The sequence below is a fragment of the Jilunia laotingensis genome (assembly GCF_014385165.1).
GTDB lineage: Bacteria > Bacteroidota > Bacteroidia > Bacteroidales > Bacteroidaceae > Bacteroides > Bacteroides laotingensis.
On the sequence record NZ_JACRTF010000001.1, the window covers coordinates 1,443,293 to 1,468,868 of the forward strand.

Annotated in this window: 27 protein-coding genes; 2 read left to right on the plus strand and 25 right to left on the minus strand. The window is 40.1% G+C overall.

Annotated elements, in window-relative coordinates; all coding sequences use genetic code 11:
- Positions 1–4: 4 nt before the first annotated feature.
- The 11 genes from tyrS to metK form a co-directional block, all read right to left on the minus strand.
- Positions 5–1,297: a tyrosine--tRNA ligase gene (gene tyrS, locus H8744_RS05530; RefSeq protein ID WP_262433885.1), complete on the minus strand. Its 1,293-nt coding sequence runs from the start codon at positions 1,295–1,297 to the stop codon at positions 5–7.
- Between the two features lie 68 nt (positions 1,298–1,365).
- Positions 1,366–2,007 carry a TatD family hydrolase gene (locus tag H8744_RS05535; RefSeq protein WP_262433886.1) on the minus strand — a complete coding sequence of 214 codons (642 nt, stop codon included), beginning with the start codon at positions 2,005–2,007 and terminating at the stop codon, positions 1,366–1,368.
- Positions 2,008–2,011: 4 nt separating this feature from the next.
- Positions 2,012–2,233, minus strand: coding sequence for a membrane protein insertion efficiency factor YidD (yidD, locus tag H8744_RS05540; protein ID WP_262433887.1), 222 nt, complete (start codon positions 2,231–2,233; stop codon positions 2,012–2,014).
- Positions 2,230–2,610 (minus strand): ribonuclease P protein component, encoded by a 381-nt coding sequence (gene rnpA / locus H8744_RS05545; protein ID WP_262433888.1) that lies wholly within the window; start codon positions 2,608–2,610, stop codon positions 2,230–2,232. Before rnpA ends, yidD begins: the two co-directional genes overlap by 4 nt.
- A gap of 109 nt (positions 2,611–2,719) precedes the next feature.
- Positions 2,720–3,472, minus strand: coding sequence for a uroporphyrinogen-III synthase (locus H8744_RS05550; RefSeq protein ID WP_262433889.1), 753 nt, complete (start codon positions 3,470–3,472; stop codon positions 2,720–2,722).
- Between the two features lie 4 nt (positions 3,473–3,476).
- Positions 3,477–4,202, minus strand: coding sequence for a DUF4271 domain-containing protein (locus tag H8744_RS18830; RefSeq protein ID WP_305067343.1), 726 nt, complete (start codon positions 4,200–4,202; stop codon positions 3,477–3,479).
- Positions 4,199–4,786, minus strand: coding sequence for an LOG family protein (locus H8744_RS05555; RefSeq protein WP_262433890.1), 588 nt, complete (start codon positions 4,784–4,786; stop codon positions 4,199–4,201). The genes H8744_RS18830 and H8744_RS05555 overlap by 4 nt, the downstream gene beginning before the upstream one ends.
- An 89-nt stretch (positions 4,787–4,875) precedes the next feature.
- Positions 4,876–6,564, minus strand: coding sequence for a hybrid sensor histidine kinase/response regulator transcription factor (locus H8744_RS05560; RefSeq protein ID WP_305067344.1), 1,689 nt, complete (start codon positions 6,562–6,564; stop codon positions 4,876–4,878).
- A gap of 830 nt (positions 6,565–7,394) precedes the next feature.
- Entirely contained in the window at positions 7,395–7,820 is a 426-nt protein-coding gene (locus tag H8744_RS05565; protein ID WP_262433892.1) for a DUF3244 domain-containing protein, read from the minus strand.
- A gap of 141 nt (positions 7,821–7,961) precedes the next feature.
- On the minus strand, positions 7,962–9,422 hold the full coding sequence (locus H8744_RS05570; protein ID WP_262433893.1) for a tetratricopeptide repeat protein: 1,461 nt from the start codon (positions 9,420–9,422) through the stop codon (positions 7,962–7,964).
- 451 nt (positions 9,423–9,873) lie between these two features.
- Complete coding sequence (gene metK, locus H8744_RS05575; RefSeq protein ID WP_262433894.1) at positions 9,874–11,166, minus strand: methionine adenosyltransferase; 1,293 nt, start codon at positions 11,164–11,166, stop codon at positions 9,874–9,876.
- Between the two features lie 218 nt (positions 11,167–11,384).
- Here metK and H8744_RS05580 point away from each other — a divergent pair, with 218 nt between their 5' ends.
- Positions 11,385–11,573, plus strand: a complete 189-nt coding sequence (locus tag H8744_RS05580; protein WP_262433895.1) for a hypothetical protein — start codon at positions 11,385–11,387, stop codon at positions 11,571–11,573.
- Positions 11,574–11,812: 239 nt separating this feature from the next.
- On the opposite strand, the gene folK is transcribed toward H8744_RS05580, so the two are convergent.
- From folK to miaB, 9 genes are all read right to left on the minus strand, one after another.
- Positions 11,813–12,271: a 2-amino-4-hydroxy-6-hydroxymethyldihydropteridine diphosphokinase gene (folK, locus tag H8744_RS05585; RefSeq protein ID WP_369411054.1), complete on the minus strand. Its 459-nt coding sequence runs from the start codon at positions 12,269–12,271 to the stop codon at positions 11,813–11,815.
- Between the two features lie 27 nt (positions 12,272–12,298).
- Complete coding sequence (gene queA, locus H8744_RS05590; RefSeq protein ID WP_262433897.1) at positions 12,299–13,354, minus strand: tRNA preQ1(34) S-adenosylmethionine ribosyltransferase-isomerase QueA; 1,056 nt, start codon at positions 13,352–13,354, stop codon at positions 12,299–12,301.
- A gap of 19 nt (positions 13,355–13,373) precedes the next feature.
- The gene (gene truB / locus H8744_RS05595; RefSeq protein ID WP_262433898.1) at positions 13,374–14,087 is read right to left on the minus strand and encodes a tRNA pseudouridine(55) synthase TruB; all 714 of its coding nucleotides are present in this window, start codon (positions 14,085–14,087) and stop codon (positions 13,374–13,376) included.
- Between the two features lie 24 nt (positions 14,088–14,111).
- Positions 14,112–14,912 carry an undecaprenyl-diphosphate phosphatase gene (locus tag H8744_RS05600; RefSeq protein WP_262433899.1) on the minus strand — a complete coding sequence of 267 codons (801 nt, stop codon included), beginning with the start codon at positions 14,910–14,912 and terminating at the stop codon, positions 14,112–14,114.
- Between the two features lie 2 nt (positions 14,913–14,914).
- The gene (locus H8744_RS05605) at positions 14,915–15,154 is read right to left on the minus strand and encodes a DUF3098 domain-containing protein (protein ID WP_262433900.1); all 240 of its coding nucleotides are present in this window, start codon (positions 15,152–15,154) and stop codon (positions 14,915–14,917) included.
- Positions 15,155–15,233: 79 nt separating this feature from the next.
- Entirely contained in the window at positions 15,234–16,115 is an 882-nt protein-coding gene (locus tag H8744_RS05610) for a cell division protein FtsX (protein ID WP_262433901.1), read from the minus strand.
- Positions 16,115–17,014, minus strand: coding sequence for a class I SAM-dependent methyltransferase (locus H8744_RS05615; RefSeq protein ID WP_262433902.1), 900 nt, complete (start codon positions 17,012–17,014; stop codon positions 16,115–16,117). The genes H8744_RS05610 and H8744_RS05615 overlap by 1 nt, the downstream gene beginning before the upstream one ends.
- Positions 17,015–17,254: 240 nt before the next feature.
- Complete coding sequence (locus H8744_RS05620; protein ID WP_262433903.1) at positions 17,255–18,430, minus strand: DUF418 domain-containing protein; 1,176 nt, start codon at positions 18,428–18,430, stop codon at positions 17,255–17,257.
- Positions 18,431–18,457: 27 nt separating this feature from the next.
- The gene (gene miaB, locus H8744_RS05625) at positions 18,458–19,831 is read right to left on the minus strand and encodes a tRNA (N6-isopentenyl adenosine(37)-C2)-methylthiotransferase MiaB (RefSeq protein WP_262433904.1); all 1,374 of its coding nucleotides are present in this window, start codon (positions 19,829–19,831) and stop codon (positions 18,458–18,460) included.
- A 1,030-nt stretch (positions 19,832–20,861) separates the two neighbouring features.
- On the opposite strand from miaB, the gene H8744_RS05630 reads away from it, so the two are divergent.
- On the plus strand, positions 20,862–21,293 hold the full coding sequence (locus tag H8744_RS05630; RefSeq protein ID WP_262433905.1) for a hypothetical protein: 432 nt from the start codon (positions 20,862–20,864) through the stop codon (positions 21,291–21,293).
- 64 nt (positions 21,294–21,357) lie between these two features.
- Here the strand turns inward: H8744_RS05630 and H8744_RS05635 are convergent, their stop codons facing one another.
- The 5 genes from H8744_RS05635 to H8744_RS05655 all read right to left on the minus strand — a co-directional run bounded on the left by H8744_RS05635 (position 21,358) and on the right by H8744_RS05655 (position 25,295).
- A complete protein-coding gene (locus H8744_RS05635; protein ID WP_262433906.1) occupies positions 21,358–23,034 on the minus strand; it encodes a hypothetical protein in 1,677 nt (558 codons plus the stop codon).
- Between the two features lie 672 nt (positions 23,035–23,706).
- Positions 23,707–23,895, minus strand: a complete 189-nt coding sequence (locus tag H8744_RS05640; protein ID WP_262433907.1) for a hypothetical protein — start codon at positions 23,893–23,895, stop codon at positions 23,707–23,709.
- Between the two features lie 454 nt (positions 23,896–24,349).
- Positions 24,350–24,544 carry a hypothetical protein gene (locus H8744_RS05645; protein ID WP_262433908.1) on the minus strand — a complete coding sequence of 65 codons (195 nt, stop codon included), beginning with the start codon at positions 24,542–24,544 and terminating at the stop codon, positions 24,350–24,352.
- Positions 24,541–24,879 (minus strand): hypothetical protein, encoded by a 339-nt coding sequence (locus H8744_RS05650; protein ID WP_262433909.1) that lies wholly within the window; start codon positions 24,877–24,879, stop codon positions 24,541–24,543. The genes H8744_RS05645 and H8744_RS05650 overlap by 4 nt, the downstream gene beginning before the upstream one ends.
- Before the next feature lie 26 nt (positions 24,880–24,905).
- The gene (locus H8744_RS05655; RefSeq protein WP_262433910.1) at positions 24,906–25,295 is read right to left on the minus strand and encodes a hypothetical protein; all 390 of its coding nucleotides are present in this window, start codon (positions 25,293–25,295) and stop codon (positions 24,906–24,908) included.
- Positions 25,296–25,576: the final 281 nt, after the last annotated feature.

The following is a 25,576-nucleotide window of genomic DNA, read 5'->3' on the forward strand; positions in this document are numbered from 1 at the left end:
TTTTTTATTTCGCAATGAGTAAATAGTAGTTCTTCTTGCCACGTTGAACGAGAAGGTATTTATCATCAAGCAAATCAGCGGTAGTAATTAGCTGGTCGAATACAGCAAGTTTCTCCTTGTTCAAGGAGACTCCCCCACCCTGCACAAGCTTACGCATTTCCCCTTTGGAAGCAAACACGGCAGCATTGTCAACGAAAAGATCTACGGCTTTTACACCATCTGCTAATGCTTCACGGGATATCTCAAATTGAGGAACGCCTTCGAATACAGCCAAGAGCGTGTCTTCATCGAGTTTTCTTAAAGCCTCGGAAGTTGCGTTACCAAACAGGATATTGGATGCATCTACGGCTGCGTTGTAATCTTCTTCGGAATGAACCATCACCGTAACCTCTTTAGCCAAGCGTTTCTGCAACACGCGCAAATGCGGTGCTGCTTGATGTTCGGCTATCAAAGCATCTATCTCGTCTTTCGGCAGAGAAGTAAAGATTTTGATATAGCGTTCCGCATCCGAGTCGCTTACATTCAGCCAGAACTGGTAGAATTTATAAGGAGAAGTATATCTCGCATCGAGCCATACATTGCCCGATTCCGTCTTACCGAATTTACCACCATCGGCTTTCGTAATCAGCGGGCAAGTCAGTGCATAAGCCTCTCCCCCATTGGTGCGGCGGATCAGCTCGGTGCCGGTAGTAATATTGCCCCACTGGTCGGAACCACCCATCTGTAGCTTGCAACCTTTCTCCTGGTTAAGATGAAGGAAGTCATATCCCTGCAACAGCTGATAAGTAAATTCCGTAAACGACAGGCCATCGCGCGCTTCACCGTTCAAACGTCTCTTCACGGAGTCCTTCGCCATCATGTAGTTCACTGTGATGTGTTTACCAACTTCGCGCGCAAAATCCAGGAAGGTGAAGTCTTTCATCCAGTCATAGTTGTTCACCAACTCGGCACGGTTCGGTGCATCCGAATCAAAATCCAGAAATTTGGCAAGTTGCTTCCGGATACAAGCCTGGTTATGGCGCAGCGTCTCTTCGTCCAGCAGATTGCGTTCTGCCGATTTGCCCGAAGGATCGCCAATCATACCTGTCGCACCACCGATGAGTGCCAACGGCTTGTGACCACAACGCTGGAGGTGGCGAAGCATCATTACGCCACACAGGTGACCGATATGCAATGAGTCAGCTGTCGGGTCTATGCCGAGATAGGCCGTCACTTGTTCCTTCGCTAACAATTCTTCCGTGCCTGGCATTATATCCTGCAACATGCCACGCCATCTTAGTTCTTCTACAAAATTCATCGAATGATAGTATGTTTTAAATTTTTAATCTGGGCAAAAATACGACTCTTTATCCGAAGTAACAACTCTTAGCCATTAAAAAAAGCCTTTCCAATATTCCGCTTTCCTTGTGCAAGAAGCTCTTCATAGGGATATTGAAGTGTCTTTGCCGCCTGCTCATAAATATGATAAATACTTTCGGAGCTTTCATCCGTCTCAAAAAACAACTTATCATACGGAATAGCACGCAATGCATCTTCGCTGTAACGGGTACCGAATGAAAGGGAGATGCCTTCCCTCAAATACTGTTCCGCCAGTTGCCGCTTCCCTCTGAATCCATGCACGATCCATCGATTGCGGGGACGGTATTTTTTCTTCATCTCCATCACTTCATTATGTGCTTTCACGACATGAAGTATCAAAGGAAGTCCGAGCCTATCCGCCCATTCGATTTGCCACTCAAAAGCATTTAGCTGGAGTTCCCAAGGCACATCCGTAGCTTTATCCAATCCTGCCTCACCGATTGCCACAACCGAAGGGGTATTAAGAACCACTTCTTCCACCCATCGTTTCTGTTCCGAAAGATTTGCTTCGGTCACATACCAAGGATGAATGCCTACCGAGCAATAGTCCACCCGGTGCAAAAGCGATTCATCTTTCGGCATACAATTCCAGATGGCGTTAAGAGGCTGTTCCGGAATGCGATGGGTATGTATATCCAGTATATCCATGGAATCAAGGGACAGGATCGTAACCGGAACCTCCCCAAGGATGGCAACGGAGAATCCGTCTCACTGCCAGATACAACCCCTTGAAAGGTCCGTGTTTCTTTATTGCTTCAATAGCATATTGCGAGCAAGTGGGAGTATAACGACACGAAGGAGGAAGCATAGGCGAGATACACGCCCGGTAGAAGTATATGGGAATCAATAATATGTAGGCCAGAAGACGTTTCATGCCACTTTCTCGGCCATACGAGCTAAAAGTAGTTTCACTTTCTCCTCTATTTCAACCGAAGAGGTCAATTGATCGGACAAATATATAAAAGCGATTGCCAACTTTTGCTCTTTTTCCGTCAATAATTGTTTCAATTCTCCTTTATTCTTACGATAAGCCTCCCGGATCTGACGCTTCACCCGGTTGCGTTTTACCGCCCGTTTGAACCGCTTTTTGGGGACACTGACAAGAATGGAAGCCGATGCTTCCAGTGAATCGACCGGCATATATACCACACGCAACGGAAAGACTGAAAACGAACGCGAACTACCGCCCGCAAACATCTTCTCAATAACAATCTTACTATTTAGTCTTTCAGACTTACGCAGGTCATTCATTTTATTAATAAAAAAATTACGAATTACAGATCACTGTTTACGGAAATTATCGATGCATTCTATATATCCCTCCGTAGCTCGTAATCTATAATTCGTAATTACTTAATAACTATTTTCCTTTATTGTTTTCTTTAATAAACAGATCCAGAGCAGCCGTCATGGAAGGAGCCTGCACGGTAGGAGCCTCCAAATCCAAACGCAATCCGGCATCACGAACAGCTTGCGCTGTTGTAGAACCGAACGTTCCGATCTTAATGTTCTTCTGGTCGAAATCCGGGAAATTCTTCTTCAACGAAGTTACCCCGGCCGGACTGAAGAACACCAGCATGTCATAATCAAAATCCTCATCCTCACCAAAATCGTTACTTACCGTACGATACATCACCACTTCCGTATGCTGGATATTGTGTTTATCCAGAAGTTTCTTGATGTCATCGTTATGTACGTCCGACATCGGTACAAGATATTTCTCTGCTTTATGTTTCACAACAGCAGGAATCAGATCTTCTATTTTACCCGTAGCGCCAAAGAAAATCTTACGCTTACGATATTGCACATATTTCTGAATGTAGAGTGCTATCTGTTCTGTCACACAGAAATACTTCATTGTTTCTGGTATAGTCACACGAAGTTCTGTACACAAATGAAAAAAGTGATCAATCGCATGACGCGAAGTAAATATGACAGCTGTATGGTCAAGAATCGACACTTTCTGCTGCCGAACCTCTTTTGCAGAAACGCTTTCTACCTTAATAAAGGGTCTGAAATCTATCTTTACGCCATACTTTTCAGCTATGTCGTAATACGGAGATTTCTCTGAAGCAGGTTTGGGCTGCGACACAAGTACTTTCTTAATTTTCAACGTCCTAAAATTTTATTATCAATATATTGTTTAGTTCCCTCAACCCTTGATATAGAATCAAACAAGGTATGATTTCAAGGGCACAAAAGTACAAAATTAAAAGGAAAAGGGTGACAATATTGTTGAAAAAAAGCTTTATCCACTTATAAAACATCAGTATTTTAGCGAAAATTATTAGAAAAAGAGCAATTGTAACTAAAAAAACAATCTTCAAATCAAAGTAAACAAGGAATAAAACAAACGGGAAAAGGACAAAACCGAGATAATATATCAGTGTAGAATAGGATTCCAGCCATAAAGATGTTCTGTTTTTGTCAAGAAACACCCACCCAAGGAAAGAGTAGAGTACCCACTTAAATAACACGTAAATCAAGCAGACCAAGATGTAAGTTCCAAGGAGGAGGAGAGGGGAGACTTCTTCCATCAGCCTTGGCTGTATATCATTAAAGTAGTTGAATATGCAAATGCCTCCCAAAATACAGGTTTGCAATACCAATAATAACAGATAACGGACATCAGATGCCGTAGAAGTAGCAAAGATACTGGTTCGCTCGCGATGCAAAATGAAGTCCTTCGCCTGTTGAGACAGAAACTTCTTGCTCCGCGCCAATACGAAAGAAGAAAGAAAGAAGCACGCCAGCAAAACCAGCGCTATTACATCGTCCGTGCGCGGTGAGTAGGGAATAGGTACCCCGTCAAAACCCGTAGCAAATAACAGCCACACACTCATATCGCAGCAAACTTACGAATGGAAACATCCCAAACGGGAATCGTATGAATCAGCCTTACCGCCTCTTCGGGAGTAGTCGCCACATGCCAAATGTCACCGTGTTGACGGCGCATGAAATTTTCATCGATAGCACGTTCGAGCATCTCGAGCAACGGATCGAAAAATCCATTAGTATTCAAAATAACGATGGGATTCAGATAAAGTCCAAGTTGCTTCCATGTGATTATCTCAAGCAGTTCTTCCAGCGTACCGCAACCTCCGGGCAAAGCAATGACAGCATCACTCATATCGGCCATCAATTGCTTACGTTCGTGCATACTTTCCACTTCCACCAGTTCCGTCAACCCGGTATGATGCCAGCCCTGCTCTACCATAAATCTAGGTATGACTCCCGTCACCTCACCTCCATTCTCAAGCACAGCATCTGCAACAGATCGCATCAAACCTATACTGCCCGCCCCGTTGACCAAACGGATATGATAATCAGCAAGCAACCGTCCCAAATCGGTTGCTGCCTTAAAATATACTTCATCTATCTTCGTACTTGATGCGCTGTAGACACATACGGATTTTATCTTGTTCATATTCACTGTTCTCTAATGACTTGGGCACAAAGGTAAGAGTTTTTTAGAATATGAATATATCCTTGATTGCCGATTACTGCTATTTTCTTTCAAATCTTCGTAATAGATTCGCATGGAGTCATCTTGAAATACTTTTTGTATTCTTTACGGAAGTTCTTTTCACTTCTCAATCCGATCATTTCGGGTATCACGCTTACGGCATATTTCCCACTTTCCAATAGCTCACGTGCTTTTTCCATGCGAATCCGATGAATAATACATTTTGGAGATTCACCCGTCAACGACTTCCATTTATTGAAGAAAGAGGTTCGGCTCACATTAAATTTCTCAGCAATATGCTTAATTAGAAAATCTTCATTATCAATATTCTCCAAGATGAATTCTTTCACTTGATTGATAAATACATGATTGGCGCTATTTCCATTGTCAGCATCGGGAATATTAATAAATTTCTCTCCGAATATACTTTGGAGAAATGACTTCCGGAGCAAACGACTATTACTGATAAGGACTGACATTTCTATCTTCAAATCTTCAATATGGAAAGGGGTTAACAAATAGCTGTCGGCAAGGGAAGCTTGCCTTTTATAACGGTTATCAGTATCTACGCTTGAGCCATACAGGATAATAGGTATGACCGAAGTCTCCCTGGACGTTTTCAACCGCGAAGAAAGCTCTTCGCCACTCATCCCCTCCAGTACCGTATTGCTAACCACCAGATCAGGATATTCTTCTTTTATATAAGCAAATGCCACTGCACCGTTCACAAAACTTTTGATTATATATTCATCGGATAAATGTGCCTCAAGATAACATCTGAAATCGTCATTACTATCTAAAAGAACGACTTCCGGTTTGTCCGAGATTCTTCTTTGTGAGGTTTTCCTGAACAGATTGTCAATATTATGTTCTGCGGGAGTTTTGGTAATACGGATAACAGAATGTTCCGATGGTTCAGTAGAGGGATTTATCACGGGAAATTGCAATGAAACGGTATGATTCTCTCTGTCTACAAGAATTTTCCCATTACACAATCCAATCAGTTTATGACAGAGAAGGCTCCCCACGAAACAATGTTCGAGTTCCACCGCATGCTTCATCAATTGATGCTTTTTACATCTATAACAAGACATCAGTTTATGGTCTCCGGAGTCTGAGATCTTAATACTCCACGTATTTTCATTGATGGAAATAGACAATACGATACCCATCCCGGTTTCTCTGCAAGTGATTGCATTCTTAATGAATTTATCAATTACGGGAATGATTTTACTTTGATCGACCCGGACGCTGGCATAGCTGAAATCGGATTTGATTTCTAGAGTGATATGTCTACTGGCAGCAAATTCCCGCATAGCTAGCACCCTGCTTCTCAGAAAAGCTCCCAACTCATACTCTGTCAATTCCATTTTGGAAGAACAGGTAAGCTGTTTCTTCAGGATCATTAATCTTGTCAGATGATCATTAAGACTGTTCATATTACGAACAGACATGAAAAGTTCTTTTCGAATGTTTTCGGAGAAATTGCTATCGCAGGCTGTTTTTAAGAAAGTATGTACCAAAGTAACCGGAGTGAGAATATCATGGAAAGAATCCATGACATATTGATTTTGTTCTTTCAAGAGATTAATTTCTTTTCTCATTACAAGCAAATTGAATAGGAGCCAAAAGATCAAAATAATTCCTGCTGTCAGCAGTAGGATAGAATATAATTGGTTTGTAGTGTTTGTAACTATAATTACAAAAACAAGAAATAAAGTTGTTATTAGGTTCTTCATGTTCTATGGATTTTAAAATCATCACTTGGAAGGAACAACCCTTTCCTTTACTTTCAGATTGGTAAAAGTTATGATTTCACGATTGTGCATAGATAAACTCAGATATTATAATCCCGGAATTATGTAATAGAGGGCAATGTTCAGAGCATAAGTCCAGTATGCAGAGTTTAAATCCTAATGTTTTCAAATCAGTCATTATAGAATAGGGAGATTTCCTCCAAGTATAATAATCAATTGATTTGTTTTTATTGTTTTTTGTTTGTTTATTTCACATCTGTAGAAGATTGACTCAAGGAGGAGAACGTATAACAAACGAAACACGGTTGAAATACATATTGATTAAAGGATTTGAATGCTATAGATCATAGTATTCGTTACTGTTTACTTAATAGATCAAATAATAAAAATGTCACACAGCTAGTACAATATTTCCATATTTATTTGTGATGCAACGCATTAACTTATAATAAAATGGAACGATTACTTTTTCAAGATACCACAATATCCTTATGTATACCCTAAAAGCCGGATAGGATAAATATGGAAATTCTATGCCTAACATCCAGATGCCAGGCATCAACTTAAAAATGTGACATGTTCTTCGGGGAAATGTTCCACAGACTTTTCCTGTTTCTCTTGTTAAGGTGGGGCAATAGTAAAAAGAGGAGAAACCGTTAAAAAGAAGTAGTTCTTACAGTTATTTTAATTCATAATAGCTAAAAGGGAGAGAGTGTACTATAAAGGAAACTCCGTCCCTTTTAGTATTATGAATACAGAATATAATAGATCGAGCGCTCAAAATATTATATCACTTTTTTCACAGAGCTATATTATTTTACCTCAAACCATCCATAAATATATCCATCATCTTGGTTGGATATTTTCAGCAGATAAACTCCCGGTGAATATGTACCAATGGCAATGTCATATCGAATATATTCATTCACAAAAATAGGTTGGGAATAGATTTCCAATCCATCCTTCTCGGTGATAGAAACGGTTACATCACCCGTTACGTCCCAGAAATCAATTGAAATCTTTTCATTCTCAATAATTGCACTGATAGGAATAATGGGCATGGAACGATTATCTATATCTCTGTCGTCTGAGCCACCTTTCCATTCGTCCGGATCACCTTTCCAATGACTAATGAAAGAAATCTGACCGGTCCAAGCTATAAAACTGTCATTCACCTGCTGTGCCCTGACCATTCCACTCAAACAAACGAATAATAATAGAAAAAGTTTTGTTTTCATTTTAATCTCATTTTGGTTGTTTAACTGTGACAAAGATAGGGTGCATAAAGGACATTTCAAAAAACATAGCATGGACGTAGGGTATAATTATACAATACTGATTACCAATTAAATATCCATAAATAAAAGCTTTTGCATGGATTATCGAATCTTTCCGGCTCTACACTTTTGCAAGAAATCTTCCAAAGCTTCCCCTTTTAACATGCCTATCCGTTCTTTAATGCGCAGTTTATTTTTTGATAAGGTATGACCATCTTTACTTTCAAACAAAGTGACCACTTCTTTTGATGAGAAAGATAGCAACAGAAAACTCAGAACTTTAATATCATGATCTGTCAACTGTTCATATTTATTCTTCAAAACCACAAGTACATTATTAAAAAGATTATTTACCAAAGTAAATATCCTGTCCCATTCTTCCAAGGTAAGATTATCAACTATAATCTCGCCACTCTTTAGCATTTTAATCAATACGCTTACATCCAGCTTATCACGTAACCTGTGAGAGTCAGCCATCAATTCATCTATTTTTTCATTCAACTTTTTAATCTTGTTTCCAGAAGAGACAGCTGAATCTGTCTTTTGACGTTTACACATTTTTATCTCTTTCCTATAGCCAGCGATTTTTTCATCATTCCTTTTCAATCGCCTGCAACTCTTCGTGATCTGCAATTTTGCATGATAATATTTCCTGTATAAATAATACATACAGATACCGAAAAAGAGTAAAAGTATAATGCTACTGAAAAATATCGTCCTTTTCTCCATTTGTAACTGTAAACTTTCCCTCAAAGACTTCTCTTCTACATATTTAGCCTGAAATTGAACCACAGCTTCTCTTTTATTCTGATTTTCGGCTAAATAATGTAATGAATCAGCAATTGCTTTGTAAGATAACGCCTCTTTATAATTATTCTCTGCTTCTGATAATTCAGACAAACAAGCGTATGCTTCAGAACGTGTCGATAAACTGGGGCTATTCATGCACATCATTATGTATTTCTTTGCTTCAGACACTTTTCCTTGTTTTTGATATAAATGTCCCAAAGTAATATAATGGTATAACTTTTTCCTTTCATTCGGTTCTTTATCTATAATATCTAAAAGGATCTTTTCAGCTTTAATATATTCTCCTTTTTGACAATATATAAATGCAAATAATTTTGCAGCAGCAATCTCAAGCCGAATAGGATTATCTTTTAGAAGTTGCAAACTCCTTGTAGTACATTCCAAAGCACTATCAAGTTCTTGTTTATAAAAGAATGCTTGTCCCAATGTTTGATATGCATATGCCACTCCTAAAGTATCCTTAGCCAAATAATTGAAATTTACAGCACAACGGGCAAAACGAATATACTGATCATAAAAAGATTGGTTTCTGTGGAATATGGCTATATTTTCAGACAGCAACCCCAGCAATTTGTACTCTTTAGCATCTTTCAGTGACTTATATGCATCTAAGTATATCTTCATCGCACGCAATTCATCACCACACAGTTGAATGATGCGTCCGTAATAATACATAGACTTACCGTATTGTGCCCAATCACCCTTCTCTTTGAAATAATGCACGGAATAGATGATAGAAGAATCAGTAGTCAAATCCATATAATTATTGTCCCGCGCTTGAGTCAGCAATAAATAATAACGGGCAAGAGCTTCCTCCTTCAATGCTGATTCTGAGATCGATTCTAAAAGACGCAATGCACTATCCGGCTGCGTTCCCATCAACCGTTCAGCACGTTGAAGAAGAAGATCTTTTGTATCCGGAATAAAATGACAGGAACCCATTGCCACTAAAACAGAAATAGTGAGAAACAACGGGAATAGACAGCAACTCAACACTTTCATCCAATTAACTCTATACTGATTTTATAAATAACATATGGCAAAAAATTAACGCTGTATCTCTGCCATACTAACTCTATCGCATTTGCAGCAAATATACATAATCCGCTTTAAGCAAAGAAAGGAGGAAAGAAGAAAACCGCCTTCCCCTTTAAAAAAAGAGAAAAACGGTCTTCTATAATAAATAGCTGTAAAGCTACGCTGATTACAAACCGAATGCGGATTTCACCTGATCTACATAATCAAGTTTCTCCCAAGTGAAAAGCTCAACCTCAAGGGTCTTATTACCTTCATAGCGGGACTCAAAATGCTTGGTAACAACCTGTGGCTCACGACCCATATGTCCGTAAGCGGCAGTTTCTTGATAGATCGGGTTACGCAATTTCAAACGTTCCTCGATTGCTTTCGGGCGAAGATCGAACAATTCATCAATCTTCTTGGCTATTTCACCGTCAGTCATGTTCACATGGCTGCGCCCGTAGGTATTGACATAGATATTGATGGGGCGTGCCACACCGATTGCATAGGATACCTGTACGAGCATTTCATCGGCTACACCGGCAGCCACCAGGTTCTTGGCAATGTGACGGGCGGCATATGCTGCGCTACGGTCTACCTTGCTCGGATCTTTGCCGGAGAAAGCACCACCCCCGTGGGCACCCTTGCCACCATAGGTATCTACAATAATCTTACGGCCGGTCAGTCCGGTGTCACCGTGAGGACCGCCAATCACGAACTTACCTGTCGGGTTGACATGATAGGTGATATGGTCATTGAACAGTGCCAGTACATCTTCATGATGGATATCGGCTATGACGCGAGGCATCAATATTTCAATCACATCTTTGCGGATGATGGCCAACATCTCTTCATCCGCCTTCAACTGAGCTTCTTCAGAGGCGTCGGTAGGTTGGATAAAGTCGTCGTGCTGGGTCGATACAACAATGGTATCGATACGTACAGGTTTTCCGTTATCATCATATTCAATCGTCACCTGGCTTTTTGCATCGGGACGAAGATAGGTCATCTGCCTGCCTTCACGACGAATATCAGCCAGAACCAGCAAAATGCGGTGAGCCAGATCGAGGGAAAGAGGCATATAGTTTTCTGTTTCATTGGTAGCGTAACCAAACATCATTCCCTGGTCGCCCGCACCCTGATTCATCGGGTCTTCACGCTCGACACCACGGTTGATATCGGGGCTCTGTTCGTGAATGGCAGAAAGTACACCGCACGAATTGCCTTCAAACATGTATTCGGCCTTCGTATAGCCGATTTTCTTGATTACTTCGCGTGCAACGAGCTGCAAGTCGATATACGCACTTGTTTTCACTTCTCCAGCAAGCACTACCTGTCCGGTAGTTACTAAAGTTTCGCAAGCTACTTTCGAACTGGAGTCATAAGCCAACAGTTTGTCAAGTACAGCGTCCGATATCTGATCGGCCACTTTGTCGGGGTGTCCTTCAGACACCGATTCGGATGTGAATAAATATCCCATACTAATTGAAAAATTAATAATTGAAAATTGGATGAAACAGGTGGAGACACTAGGCTAAGTAGGGATGCCTGACGGCACAGAAAGGAATGTTGTTTTAGCATTTTTTTCTGTGGTTGCAAGCTACTCAAATCTTTCCACATATCATTTCGGTTGCAAAGATAGGGATTATTGAGAAACTATGATTATATTTGTTAGAACTTTAACAAATAGAAAGAGATATGGCTTTTAGAGAAATTGTAAAAGTACAACCTTGGAAAAAGATTCTGGGGTTTACGCTGATATATCCAATTCTAGCTAGTTTCATGGATGTATGTTTTGAAGCATTTACTGTCAGAAAGGCTTTATTCAATGTCTTAGCAGGGGTTACGATGGCTCTGGTTATTTTCTGGAAGAGGAAGAAAGAATAACAGGGTTAATCTTATCATCCATCGCCTACATAACTTTACGGTGCTTTATGGTAGTATAAAGTATTGCTTTATTGCCTTTAAAGCGTTGCTTTATTACCTTTAAAGTCCTGCTTTATCGGCATTAAAGAGCTACTGTATCGGTGTTAAAGTATGGCTGTATCGGTGATAAAGCAGTTCCATGATAGGAATGAGGCACGATTGTAATAATTACAACCTATCTTATTCGTTGCTTTTAACGTTTACCTGTCTAACAGTTCACTCATTGTTTTATGAAACACGGGATGAATAAGATCCGGTGCAATTTCAACCAACGGTTCCATCACAAAGCGTCTTTCAGTCATTAAAGGGTGGGGGAGGACAAGCTCCGCTGTCTTTATCACTTCCTCTCCATACAAAAGAATATCGATATCGATCAGACGGTCGGAATACTGCCCGTTTACCGATTTATGAGTTCTTCCCAATTCCCTTTCTATTGCTTGCGTCTCATTGAGAAGCTGTAGGGGAGGCAGCTTTGTATCGGCACAGACGACAGCGTTCAGGAAGCTGTTTCCGGAAGAGAATCCCCAAGGCTCGGTCACATAAAAAGCGGAAAGGGAAACGATTTTCCCTATCCGCTCTCCGATTTTCTCTACGGCCATCCGCAGGTTCTGCTCTTTGTCACCTAAATTGGTACCAAGGCCCAGATATACGTTCATTATTTACTTAGCAATCGTGAATTAACTACTTTAGTCTAAAATCAGCATGGCATCACCATACGTACCGAAGCGATAGCCCTCCTTCATCGCCACGTGGTAAGCGTCCATCACCTGATCATAACCTCCGAAGGCGGCAACGATCATCAACAGGGTAGACAGCGGCATGTGGAAGTTGGAAATCATCGCATTGGCAACTGTAAATTCATAGGGAGGGAAGATGAACTTATTCGTCCAGCCTTCGAATTCCTTCAGGTGTCCGTCCGTACTCACCGTGCTTTCAATGGCACGCATCACCGTAGTACCCACAGCGCAGACGTTTTTGCCAAGGTCTTTAGCCCGGTTCACTGTCCGTACAGCCTCTTCACCTACAAACATCTGTTCAGAGTCCATCTTATGCTTCGTCAAATCCTCCACGTCGATATCGCGGAAGTTTCCCAAACCGGCATGCAAAGTGATATAAGCAAAGTCGATCCCTTTGATCTCCATGCGCTTCATCAACTCGCGGCTGAAGTGAAGACTGGCGGTAGGTGCGGTCACGGCTCCCTCGTTGCGGGCAAAGATAGACTGGAAACGTTCCGCATCTTCCTCTTCAACCGGACGGTTGATAATGGAATGAGGCAGCGGAGTCTCACCCAAAGCATAAAGTGCCTTTTTAAATTCGTCATGAGGTCCGTCGTAAAGGAAACGCAAGGTACGACCACGCGAAGTGGTATTGTCGATTACCTCGGCAACCATCGAGTCGTCATCACCAAAATAGAGCTTGTTTCCGATACGGATTTTACGAGCCGGATCGACAAGCACGTCCCAAAGACGAAGCTCCTCGTTCAGCTCCCGCAACAAGAATACTTCGATACGAGCCCCAGTCTTTTCCTTGTTCCCGTACAAGCGGGCAGGAAAAACCTTCGTATCGTTGAAAATAAACACATCCTTATCATCAAAATAATTCAAGACGTCTTTAAACATCTTGTGTTCAATCTGACCTGTTTTACGGTGGAGTACCATTAAACGCGATTCATCTCTGTACTTCGTCGGGTGCAAAGCAATTTTGTCCTCAGGCAACTTAAATTTAAATTGTGACAGTTTCATATCTATTCTTCTTATTACGTTAATTATCTTCTGTTATTTCTATCTCCTGCTCATCCATCCAGGCAGCAAACTGCATCGGGTCGAGGCAATCTTCCAGCTTCACTTCTCCCACCCTCGTCCGGATCAATCCTGTCAGATGGGCTCCGCTTTGGAGCGCTTCACCGATATCCCGGGCCAACGCACGGATATAGGTGCCTTTGCTACAGACCACACGGATTTTTATCTCCATCCGTTCCAAGTCGCATTCCAATAGTTCTATCTCATCGATGACGAGCAACTTCGGTTTCAGTTCCACCTCTTCCCCCTTACGGGCCAAGTCGTAGGCACGTTTGCCGTCCACCTTGCAAGCAGAGAATACGGGCGGAATCTGATGAATCTCGCCCAAGAACCGTTTCAACGCCTCTTCCACCTTCTCACGGGTAATATGTTCGGTAGGATACGTGGCGTCTATCTCATGTTCCAAGTCGTAAGACGGAGTGGTAGCCCCCAGTTGTACGGTGGCAATATACTCTTTGGTATGATATTGGAACTCTTCTATCCGCTTTGTAGCCTTCCCCGTACAGACAATCATGACTCCCGTAGCCAGAGGATCGAGCGTACCGGCATGGCCTACTTTCAGTTTCTTCACTTTCATCCTCCGGCAAATGTGGTAGCGTGCATGCCCCACCACTTTGAACGATGTCCAACCGAGAGGTTTATTAAAATAGAGTACTTCTCCTTCTTTAAAATTCAAAATATTAACGATTAAGTTTACTACTTAATTCAACAAGCTGCATACTATTGTCACCGTACCCACAATGGCACAGTAGATAGCAAAGTAGATCAGCTTGCCTTTCTTCACGATATTAATCATCCACTTGCAAGCCAGACACCCCGACACAAAGGCGGCCAAGAAACCGATCACCAACGAGAGGGTAGGGATGTCTCCCGTAACAGCTTCTCCTTTCATCATCTTCATGCCATCCAGCAAGGCTTCTCCCAAAATGGGAGGTATCACCATCAGGAAAGAGAATTGTGCCAGCTTCGTTTTGTTGTCTCCCAACAGAAGTCCGGTCGCAATCGTACTACCCGAACGTGAAAGCCCCGGAAGCACGGCACATGCCTGTGCAAGACCGATAATGAACGCATCTTTCATCGAAATGTTCTCCTTCTGACGCGGTTTCGCATAGTAAGAGAAAGCAAGCAAAGCAGCCGTCAGCAACAAGCAAAAACCGACAATCAACAGTCCCGAACCAAAAATCTCTTCTACATAATCTTTAAAGAAAACGCCTACAATTCCGATAGGAATCATAGAAACAAGGATATTGATCACATATTTCGTCTCACTGTTCATCTCCCATTTAAACAATCCACGGAAAATCCAGTCGATCTCTTTCCACAGTATGACAAGCGTACTAAATACCGTAGCCACATGAACCACGATCGTAAATGCCAGATTCTCTTCTCCCTGTATGCCGAATAAGGCTGATCCGATGGCCAGATGGCCGCTACTGCTCACAGGTAAATACTCCGTCAGCCCCTGAACGAGACCGAGGATAAGTGCTTCAAACCATTCCATCCTTACTCTTCTGTTTTGGTTTTAGGTTTACGCAGCACAGCGTATATCATAAAAATGAAACCCAGGAAGCAAACCACCGGTGCTACCCTGATTCTACGCACGCTAAAAATATCCGGTTCAAAAGTGGTCTCCGTCGATGAAGGCCCTGTCATAAGGATAAAGCCTATGATCACTACCGCCATTCCGATAGCCAGCAGAATGAAGTTAGTTTTGTCAAAGGCAAATTTCTGTTTATCAGCCATAATGCTATTTTAATTGTTTATTCCCGGTGGCCATGCTTTTCCTCGGACTGCACAAGCCGCAGGTACGTTAACTATTTCTCTATATATAATAAAGTGTACTCGCTTTCATCTTCAAATACCTGTTGATAGAAAGATATGCGCACATGAACGTGATTAAGACACCGAACAGCAATACGGAACCGGATACCAGCAACATCACTTCGGGAGTAATCACCCGGATCAGTTCAGGTTCGTAAGACACCAGCCAATATGCCGCTCCCATCAGGATGGCATCTGCTAGAATTCCCGCCAATATCCCACTCCATATATTCCTGCGAAGAAATGGCCTCCGGATGAAACTCCAACTGGCACCTACCAGTTTCATGGTATGGATGAGGAATCGTTTGGAATAAATAGCCAGACGTATCGTGTTATTAATCAGTGCAAAGGAAATCAATGCCAACACTACTGCCAACGCCAGTAGCACAAGGCTGATATTACGGATGTTCTCGTTCACCAAATCGATCAGTTCGCGCTGGTAAAGCACGTCCTGTATGTTGGTGTTCTTTTTGATCATCTTTTCTATCTTGGCTATGCTGTCCGAATTGGCATAGTCGGAATGTAGTTTTATTTCGATGGATGCAGTAAAAGGATTGTAGCCGAGGAATTCCTCCGGGTCCGTCCCCATAGCTTCCGTCTGCTCTTTCAATGCCTGCTTTTTTGAAATATACTCGGTCTCTTTGACAAACGGTTCTTTATCAAGCTTCTTCTGTAGTTTCAGTATATCCGACTCTTTCATGTCATCACTGATCAACACGGAGAAATTGATGTTTTCACGTACATAAATGGAAAGATTGTGCGCTCCCAAGACAAAGAACACGACCAATCCGAGCAACAACAACACCAAGGTGGTGCTGATGCTCGACGTGACAAATTGCATGTCGAAATAGGATACCGAATGATTTTTAACCTTGTTCTTCATCAGCGTTTTTTTCTGAATACGTAAATCATTGAACTGCTTCTCTCTTTCTTGCCCAGTGCGCTGAACCATCCTTTTGTCCCCGTCCACATGCCTTTCAGAAAGGCGAACGCGCTTCCACGGTGCTTCTCGCTCAACATCGATACATAGAAAGCATCAAAAGGCATGGGATGCCGTGCCGCCATGATAAACCCGTGTTTGGAAGCCAGTTGTTGGATAGTAGCCGGTGTGAAATGCCACAGATGACGGGGTACATCGTATGCAGCCCAATATTCACCATATTTCAGAGCATCATAAGAAGAGCAGTTAGGCACCGCCACAATCAGCACGCCTCTGTTGGTGAGAAGCTCATAGAGTTTATCCCAAACTTCATTCAGGTGTTCCAAGTGTTCCATGACATGCCACAAAGTTATGACATCGAATGATCCCGGTTCGAATTCGTATAAAGCACCCTCTTCTTTTACATCCAGCCCGAAATGCTCTTTGGCAAACAGACGGGCTTGTGCATTCTTTTCGATCGCTTCGACTTCCCAACCGCGTTGATCCATTGCTTCGGCAAAGTAACCGGTACCCGTCCCGATATCAAGCAGTCTCCCTTGTTTACGGTGAGATTCTTTGACCACCAAACGTGCTTTTTTGCCCAACATGTACTTACGCACCTGATGGTAAATAGTGTTCATGGCACCTTTTTTCGTATCGGAATGGGAAATATAATCGGGAGTTTCATAATAACGTCCTATTTCTGCTTCGACAGGCACCCCTTGGGTGAAAGTAAATCCGCAATCTTCGCAAGAAAGCAGGTCGAACTGTTCGCCCGATGCATAGAAATCCGTACAAGTCATAACACGCTTCAAGTGCGTGCCACCGCACAGCGGACAAGCATTTATAGTAAGTTTATTCATTGATTTTGCACCTAAATTAAGCATCGACTTGAGTCACAAAGCCGCACTTCACCCGAATTTGGTGCAAAGAAACAAATAAAAAGTGATGTAAGGGTGTTTCGTTAAGTTCTTTTAATAGAATCAAATGAAACAAAGAACACACAAACAGTCAATTATATCACTCAATTATTTTAAGCACGATTATAATATCCGGAGAGCTTTCAACTAAAGCAAAAGCATACCAACAAGTTTATTGAATTTTCATGAAAAAATCCACGTCGCCTTACGCCAAACTCCTTCAAACGGTCCTTGTTTAAATCTCTTCAGCCACCAATGGCAGAATCCCAACTGAAGAACGAACAGAAGGATGGCAACACCGAAGCTCGCTGTCGTACCCAGAACGTTGTACAAAGACAAACCATAACCGAAATAGATGAACGAACCGATAATGGATTGCATCAGATAGTTGGTCAAGCTCATTTTCCCATAAGGCACCAAACCATGCAATACTTTATGCACCGCTACAGATTGCCACAAAAGAACGAAGGAAGATACCAACACACACATAAAGGAGAAGTTACGAAAAGAAGAAACCACCGTATTCATCGGGGTAAACATCGCTTTATTAGGAAGTAGTTCCGGCAAAGATGTGGTTAGGACATAGAGTGGAACAAAACAGATGGCTCCGATTAACAATGTCCTGTACCAAAACACGCGATGCCCCGACAAATTCACAAATAAACGTTTCCTACCGATCAGCATCCCCAACAGGAAAAGCGAGGCAGTCTGAAAGAACCGACCGTAATCCCATGCCCACAACAAGCTGAACAGCTGCCCGTCCCACAGATTAGATTTTACCATAGCCCAAAAATCGGACTGCGCAAGATAGGGATACATACGTGCGCTATGCATGCGCCACACTCCTACGGGTGGCACATAATCGGGGTTCATCATCGCATAGAAAAACTTACCCAACTCCAAAGGTTGGAGCATCAGGACAACAGCCGCAATCAGCACCAACCGGTCACTCCATTTACAAGTAAGCACCAACACCACACCGATGATAGAATAAAGAACCAGAATATCCCCCGGGAAAAACGCCCCGTTGAAACAACCGATGAAAAAGAGCAGTAACAACCGCCAAAGAAAACGCAAGCGGAAATCTTTCCCTCTCTGCAACTGGTTATTATATTGAATAAAGAAACTGAAACCAAACAGTAAAGAAAAGATAGCATACGCCTTCCCCGAAAAAAGGAAAAACAGTGTTTCCCATATCCCTTTATCAAGCGCCTGCATAAAGGCAGATGAGGCCGGGGGGAAATTATAAAAATTAAAATGCTCGATGTTGTGCAACAACATAATAGCCAATACGGCAAAGCCCCGTAAAGCATCTACCACTTCTATACGGGACGATTTCGTCAAAAGGTCGTGTTTCATGTATGTGTTTAATGTGTACGTTTACTTTTATATCATCACTTCTTCTCCTTTCAGGGTCGCCGAACTGGCTTCCGTGATCCGGACATTCACAAAATCGCCTATTTTGTGAGTCCCGCGATTAAATACTACTACCCGGTTTTGCTCGGTACGCCCGAAGAGCTGCTCCCGGGAACGTTTGGAAACACCTTCCACAAGCACCTCATACGTCTTTCCGATACAGCGTGCATTCGACTCGGCCGACAACCGGTTCTGTAAAGCGATAATCTCGTTGAGACGCCGCACTTTCACTTCTTCGGGCACATTGTCCTCTAAATGTTTGGATGCATACGTACCGGGGCGTTCGGAATATTTAAACATGAAAGCAGCGTCATATCCACATGCCTCCATCAATGAAAGCGATTCCTGATGGTCTTCTTCCGTTTCGGAATGGAAACCGGAGAAGATATCGGTAGTCAATCCGCATTCGGGAATAATGCGTTTGATAGCAGCTACACGCTCCAGGTACCATTCACGGGTATACTTACGGTTCATCAATTTCAAGATACGTGAACTACCACTTTGCACAGGCAGATGGATATGCTTGCACACATTAGGCACTTGAGCTATCACTTCCAATGTCTCATCGCTCATATCCTTCGGATGGGAAGTAGTAAAACGGATTCTCACCTCCGGAGCTGCTTCGGCCACCGTCCGCAGTAACATCGGGAAGGTAATCACTTCGCCATTCTCCTTTTCAAAACGGTAAGAATTCACATTCTGTCCCAGCAGAGTGATTTCCTTATAACCTTTAGTCACCAAATCGGCAACTTCATTAAGGATGCTCTCCACATCCCTGCTGCGCTCGCGTCCACGAGTATAAGGGACAATGCAATACGTGCAGAAATTATTACATCCGCGCATGATGGACACGAAGCCCGAAATGTGATTGCCACAAATACGCGAAGGAATGACATCGCGATAAGTCTCGGTCGTAGAAAGATCGACATTGATGGCTTTTTCCCCCGCTTCTACCGAGGCGATCAGTTCCGGGAGGGTAAGATACGCATCCGGACCTACTACCAAGTCCACATGATGGTTCTCAATCAAATCATCTTTCACGCGTTCCGCCATACAGCCCAATACGCCTACGATCAGGTGCTTCTTCTTTTTCTTTAACGAATGGAAGAATTCCAACCGGTTCAGAATCTTCTGTTCCGCATTATCACGGATAGAACAAGTATTCATGAACACCGCGTCCGCCTCTTCCAAAGAATTGGCTACGGAATACCCTGCCATCTGCATCACAGAGGCAATCACTTCACTGTCCGCCACGTTCATCTGGCAACCATACGTCTCAATAAACAACTTTTTGTTGTCGTCAGCAGTTGCGGATTTAAAGTCCGCTCCCGTCAATTCATTCATAATTCAATCAATTAATATTTTGCAGATTATTTGCGGTACAAAGATAAGACTTCGTGGTCAATAACTGATAAACTGAAACAAAAATAACGTTTTAGGTTAATAACTCGACCTTATAAATATAATTAATGTTAATAAAGCAAACATTTTCTACCTTATATCTTGCTCCATTAAATTTTATTTCACACTTTTGTGCAATGAAAGAAACATTAGATGATTTTTTCATAGTTAAGGTTTAGGTTAAAAAAATTAAGGGGAGCTGTGAAGCTGCCCTTTTTTCATCTTAAATACAGGCTTTTATTCCCCGATTTTGCCTGTATTTTCTTTTAATAAGATTGTATTCTTTTTCAAACTGAAATTGAATTTCACCTTTTCTTCCTTTTCCTTCTGTATACATAAAGAGGATATAAAAGAATTACTGCAATAGAAGGACCTATAAAGATTACCCAATGATCCGGATTCTTATTCCAATCTAAAAGAAGAAGGAATGTAGTAGCCAGCCAAATAAGTATCAGCTCCTTAACAACATTTTTATCTAATTTCTTCATCTGTATAAATATTTAATGGAGTCCACTTTAAATCCTTGTCTAAATTTTATCGTTTGAAATAAAAAGGATGTTCCTCTTTCCCTGAAAATGAATACTTTGAGTTATCAAGATTATAATAATAATGCATTTGGACGGATTTAGAAGAAACAGGGTGGTAAGTTACCAAGAAAATCTCGAACCAACAAGAAAATAAAAGAAAAAATGCTTTGCATGAAATATAATTTGATTTGTTATTGAGTAACTTACGAGAAAAAGTATGTGCTAAAACTGAACAAAAGCAAGAACGGATATTGATATCATGGAACTTGTTTTATTGCTTTTGGATATAAAATCTTGAAATTGCTTTTTATAATTGTACAAATTTCAATAGATAAAGACCGTTTTCTTGAATATTTTATGATGAAATCTTAAACAAAACAAGGAAATAGATTGCAATCAAAAATATTTTTATACCTTTGTTAATCTGAACATTAATTACTCCAACCATGAAACAACTATTATTTACTTTGATATGTTTTTTATGTATATCTTGCAATAAAGAAACCAATGAATTGTTAAAGCAATATGAAAATGGCATTGTTGAGGTTAGCGTTTACTATAAAACTAAAGATAATTTGAATATTCAAATTCCTGATTTAAAATCCAAATTATTCATTTATTATGGAAAATATTCTACAGAACTCATTGATTATACATTTCAGAAGGGGGAATTGGTAAAAGAGGGAAAAGTTTTATATCCAGATCAGAGTATCACTCTCTACGAAAAAGGAAAAAACACGATACATTTAGACAATATTGATAAGCCTTTTACAATAATAATTGAAAGCAATCATTATAAAAAGACAACTGCCTATAGTTATCCTTCCGGTGAGAAGAAAGTGACTTTGACAGTTGTCTTTGGCCCATTTAGTGAATAATAAGATACTATAATGCACTAATTAAATGTGACCCAAAACACATATTAACATTGACAAAATTAATTTAATTCATTTTAACTGGAGCAATAAATATTTTATACCAACCAGTTTGATATTTCCCATTAAAATCAAGGGTACCTTCAATAATATTCGAAGAAGTTTCACCAACAGTAGTCCGTGGTGTATCACCATCATAATTAGGTTTTCCAAAAATTTCCCTATTAATTATTACATCATCAGCAAAATTTATTATAGTTTCACCTAATTCATCATTCCCATAAGTTGTAGAACATTCATAGGTCGTTTTCCTCGTTTCTTTATTACTTGCACCAAATTGCAAGCCAGTTTTCACTTTTGCACCAAAAGTGGAAGAGAAACTAAAATTAGTTGCAAATTCAGAAGTTGTTTCTATGGCTTGCTTCACCACTTCAGTAGCATCAACTTCTTCTATTGCAATTTTAACATTTGCACTATAAGTCTCTAGATCCCATTCAAATAATGGTAATGGGGTTTCTAAATAGGCCCTAATGTTGTTAACACCCGTTATTACCATATTTTGAGAGTTATTTCTATCTCTTATATATTTTAATGCAAAGAGATGAGTAGGATTTACTCTAAAATAACTGATCAACTCAGTTCCAAATGAATTTTTATTTCCTACATAAACTTTAACTTTAAATTCAAACTCACCATCAGTCCAATAAGTTCCTCCTCCTCTCCTACTACCATAAATATTATTTCCATTTCTCCTTGGATCACCATCTTGATCAGATATTTTCGCTAAGCAAGCATCAGCGTTTCCAACCATCTCAAAAGCCATTATACATTCTTTAATATTATAATGAAATGGGCCTTGCGTTCTTGTCGGAGTTAAATTATAGTAGATATAATCTCTTTGCCAACCGTTTCGACCGTTATAAACATCATATGCATCCAATATTTTCCTAAGAGATTCCGGTACTACTGTTTTGTGAACATTTCCTCTACTATCTGTCGTAGTCTTTTCATAGACACCAGTTATATTATCTGTTGTAGTGACAAGTGTTCCCTGATAAATACGTTGTGACACATTATCAAATACAGAATCAATGAATGCAAACTTCTGGCCACCAATTGACCGGGACATGATCCCTAACGAAGAAGCCTCGTTACTTGCCACCACCCTTTCATTTTCCTTTATAATAAGTACTGGATATGTAGGTATCCTATCTGCAGGTAATATTGTTTTATTTCCCATCGCATCGTACATAGGAACATTGTTGTCATATCTTACCCTAACTCCAACAAATGGAGCGTCATTATCAGTTTCCCATATTTCGGCTGAAAATGAATTCTCCGGCAATTCAGGAACAAAGATCGTCAATGTAGGAATTTGTTCCTTGACCTGTGTTAGCTTTTCGGCACTCATATGTTTTGAAAGCATTTCTTCAAGAGTAAGGCCACAGTTGAGCTTTTCATCCTTTATTAAATCATAAAGTACATCATAATCGTGGTCAAATTTCTTCAAAGCTTCGTTTTTAATAAAGCTTCTCGCTTCCTGATGCTCATCCAATACAATAGCCAGAGCTTTAGCAAACTCACTTTTTAATTGCAGATTATTATCTACTAGATCATCCGGAATAATAACATGTTCATTCGCTTGTTCCTTTAAAAAGTCTTCCTGACAAGATAAGAAACATATTGGTAATACAAATAATACCAATGATAATCTTTTAAAAAAGTCAAATTTAATCATCTTCATAATAATTTGAATCTAATTAGTTAAACAAAAAACATTATCTTAATTTTATCCTTAAGTCTGTTTAAATTTTATTCAAAAGCATTCCAATGAATATTACGTTCACCATTCTGCTATTTCTCCACAACCCCTCGCATCTGCTAATATAATTTAATGTTGTAACAAAGTTCTTTGAGAGATCTTGCTAATAAATAAGCTGCTTCACTATCATGCACACAAATAATAGCTACCATGATTAGAAAACCATTTTTATCTACTACATGGCGTTTAACTTCTTTTAATTTCTATTCCTGCCAATACCATTCAGAGGGTAGTTGTTACCCCACTGTACATGTTGGCTGTTCATGCCTCATACTCACTACTACTTTTTGCTAATTTTACACATGCATTTTCTAGTAAGTTATTCAATAGCAAATTAAATTCACCAAAAGAAAAATAGTTGCAGGCCGACTCTTAAGCCTAGTGACTTACAATATTCATTATCAATGATATATGAACACTCTTTTTATTTCAAACGATAAAATTTAAATCGGGACTAAAAAGTCTCTTTTTCTGCATTCAACCCCTTACAGAAGCGCTTGCTCGAAAGGACTAAAGTACGAAAACATACTTCTTTAAATGAATTCAATATTTTGATTACATTTGGATACTGGCATCAATATCACATCATATTCCCTATTCTTTCTTTTCCTTCCTGTTTTTATCCTTTCTCTTTCTCCAGTATTTTATAATAGGATATATAATCATCATTATTCCCACCCCTACTGAAAGTGAAATCCAAAAGTTTGCACCCGCAAGTACGCTACCAATAACCCCAGGTATTAAATAGGACATTATCTCTTTTATATCTTCATGAATCTTCATAATCTAAATAAATATAAAACACCATTTACAGCCGATCCTGTTACAGCCCTTCCTACAGCTATGCTAATTGTGGGAGGAACTGTAGTACTTCCGTTTACCACTCTACTGCCCAGGAAACTGTAGCACCGCAACATACAAAAGCTGCTCCCACATAAGGAATATTCCTTCTAATTATTTGCGTGGAAAACCATCAAAATGCTATAGTCCAAACTTCTTAATCCTTCTATTTTTAAATAGCTCAAGTTTCGCAAATGCTATTTTGAAAACCGACAAGTACAAGTAAACAAAGAAAATATTTCATAACTATAATAAAACAAGCCGAATTATTTATCATTTGCAAGAGCATCCAGCTTGTTTCCTCATCAACCTGTTCACTTGCCGACTAAGAAGTAGAGTACTTGCGAAACTTGAAAAGGCTAATTACACTTTGATACTGTCATCAACATCATGTTCCTTATTTCCTGTCCTTCCTTCTTTTAGCCCTCCTCTTTCTCCAGTATCTTATAATAGGATAAAGTACCATTACTAATACAAAAGCTATTAATAATGAAAGCCAAAAATCTTCACCGTCATGTTGTAGTAAACTAGCAATTACAACAGGAATGAAATAGGACATTATCTCTTTTATATCTTCATGAATCTTCATCATCTAAATAACCATGAAACACCTACTATTGCCGATCCTACCGCAGCTTTACCGGCAACTGCGCCAATTGTGGGAAGAGCGGTAGCACCTCCGGTTGCTATTGCTGTCCATAAGGCCGCTGTTCCACAATATATTAAAGTAGATGCAGCAGAAATAACATCAGCTTTGACTATCGAGGTGAAAACCGTCAATACACTATAACCTGTTCCATTTAGTTCATGGATATTATCACTCCAATAAACGTATGAATCCAGTGCTATAGCAGCTAGTCCCATATAGACATTATAATTCCTATCATAAACATAGCGATTTAATAATGACTCCAATTGTCTTCTCAAGACATTTTCATCTTTTCCTAGCGTTATCAATGTTGAAAGATTGTCAAAAAAGAATGTCCAAAATCTCTATATACATCGGAAATGGCCGTAGGATTCTGTAATGTAATATATTCATAAGCTGCTTCTGTACGTAGCATGGGGTCTGTTTCTTGTTCAAAATAGGCGTTTTTAATAGTTTGATATGCCTCTTCACGACGAACATCTATAGTCACATTTCCCAAAGTCCTTGTGGCGATATTTATTTTATTTCTCAATAAGGTCAAAGTAGCACTATGTGCTTTTGCCTGTTCATAATTTTCCTGAAACTTTTCATGGATGTCATTCGTAACTTCTTCGTCAGGTGAACAGCCACATAAAAAGACTAAATTCAATAACCCTGTAACCAAAATACTCAAAAAATATATATGTCGTTTCATGATATATAGTTTTTAGTTTAATAATGTGTTAATTTTTTGGTAAGATAATAGTGTTATAAATATTATCCCGTTAGTTCAGTATTAGTATGCCATCAGCCTATTCAACTGCATTTGCTCATACCGAACCATAAAAGCAAACACAGTACAACTGTCGAAATTGTTTTTTCCAAGAATAAAGATTAATGACTCCATTTTCCACAAGTTTGAAAGGTTATTTATAATCAACTTCCCAAAAATTACTTTTGATATATTTCCTTTTATATTCTAAAAGAAACAGTATA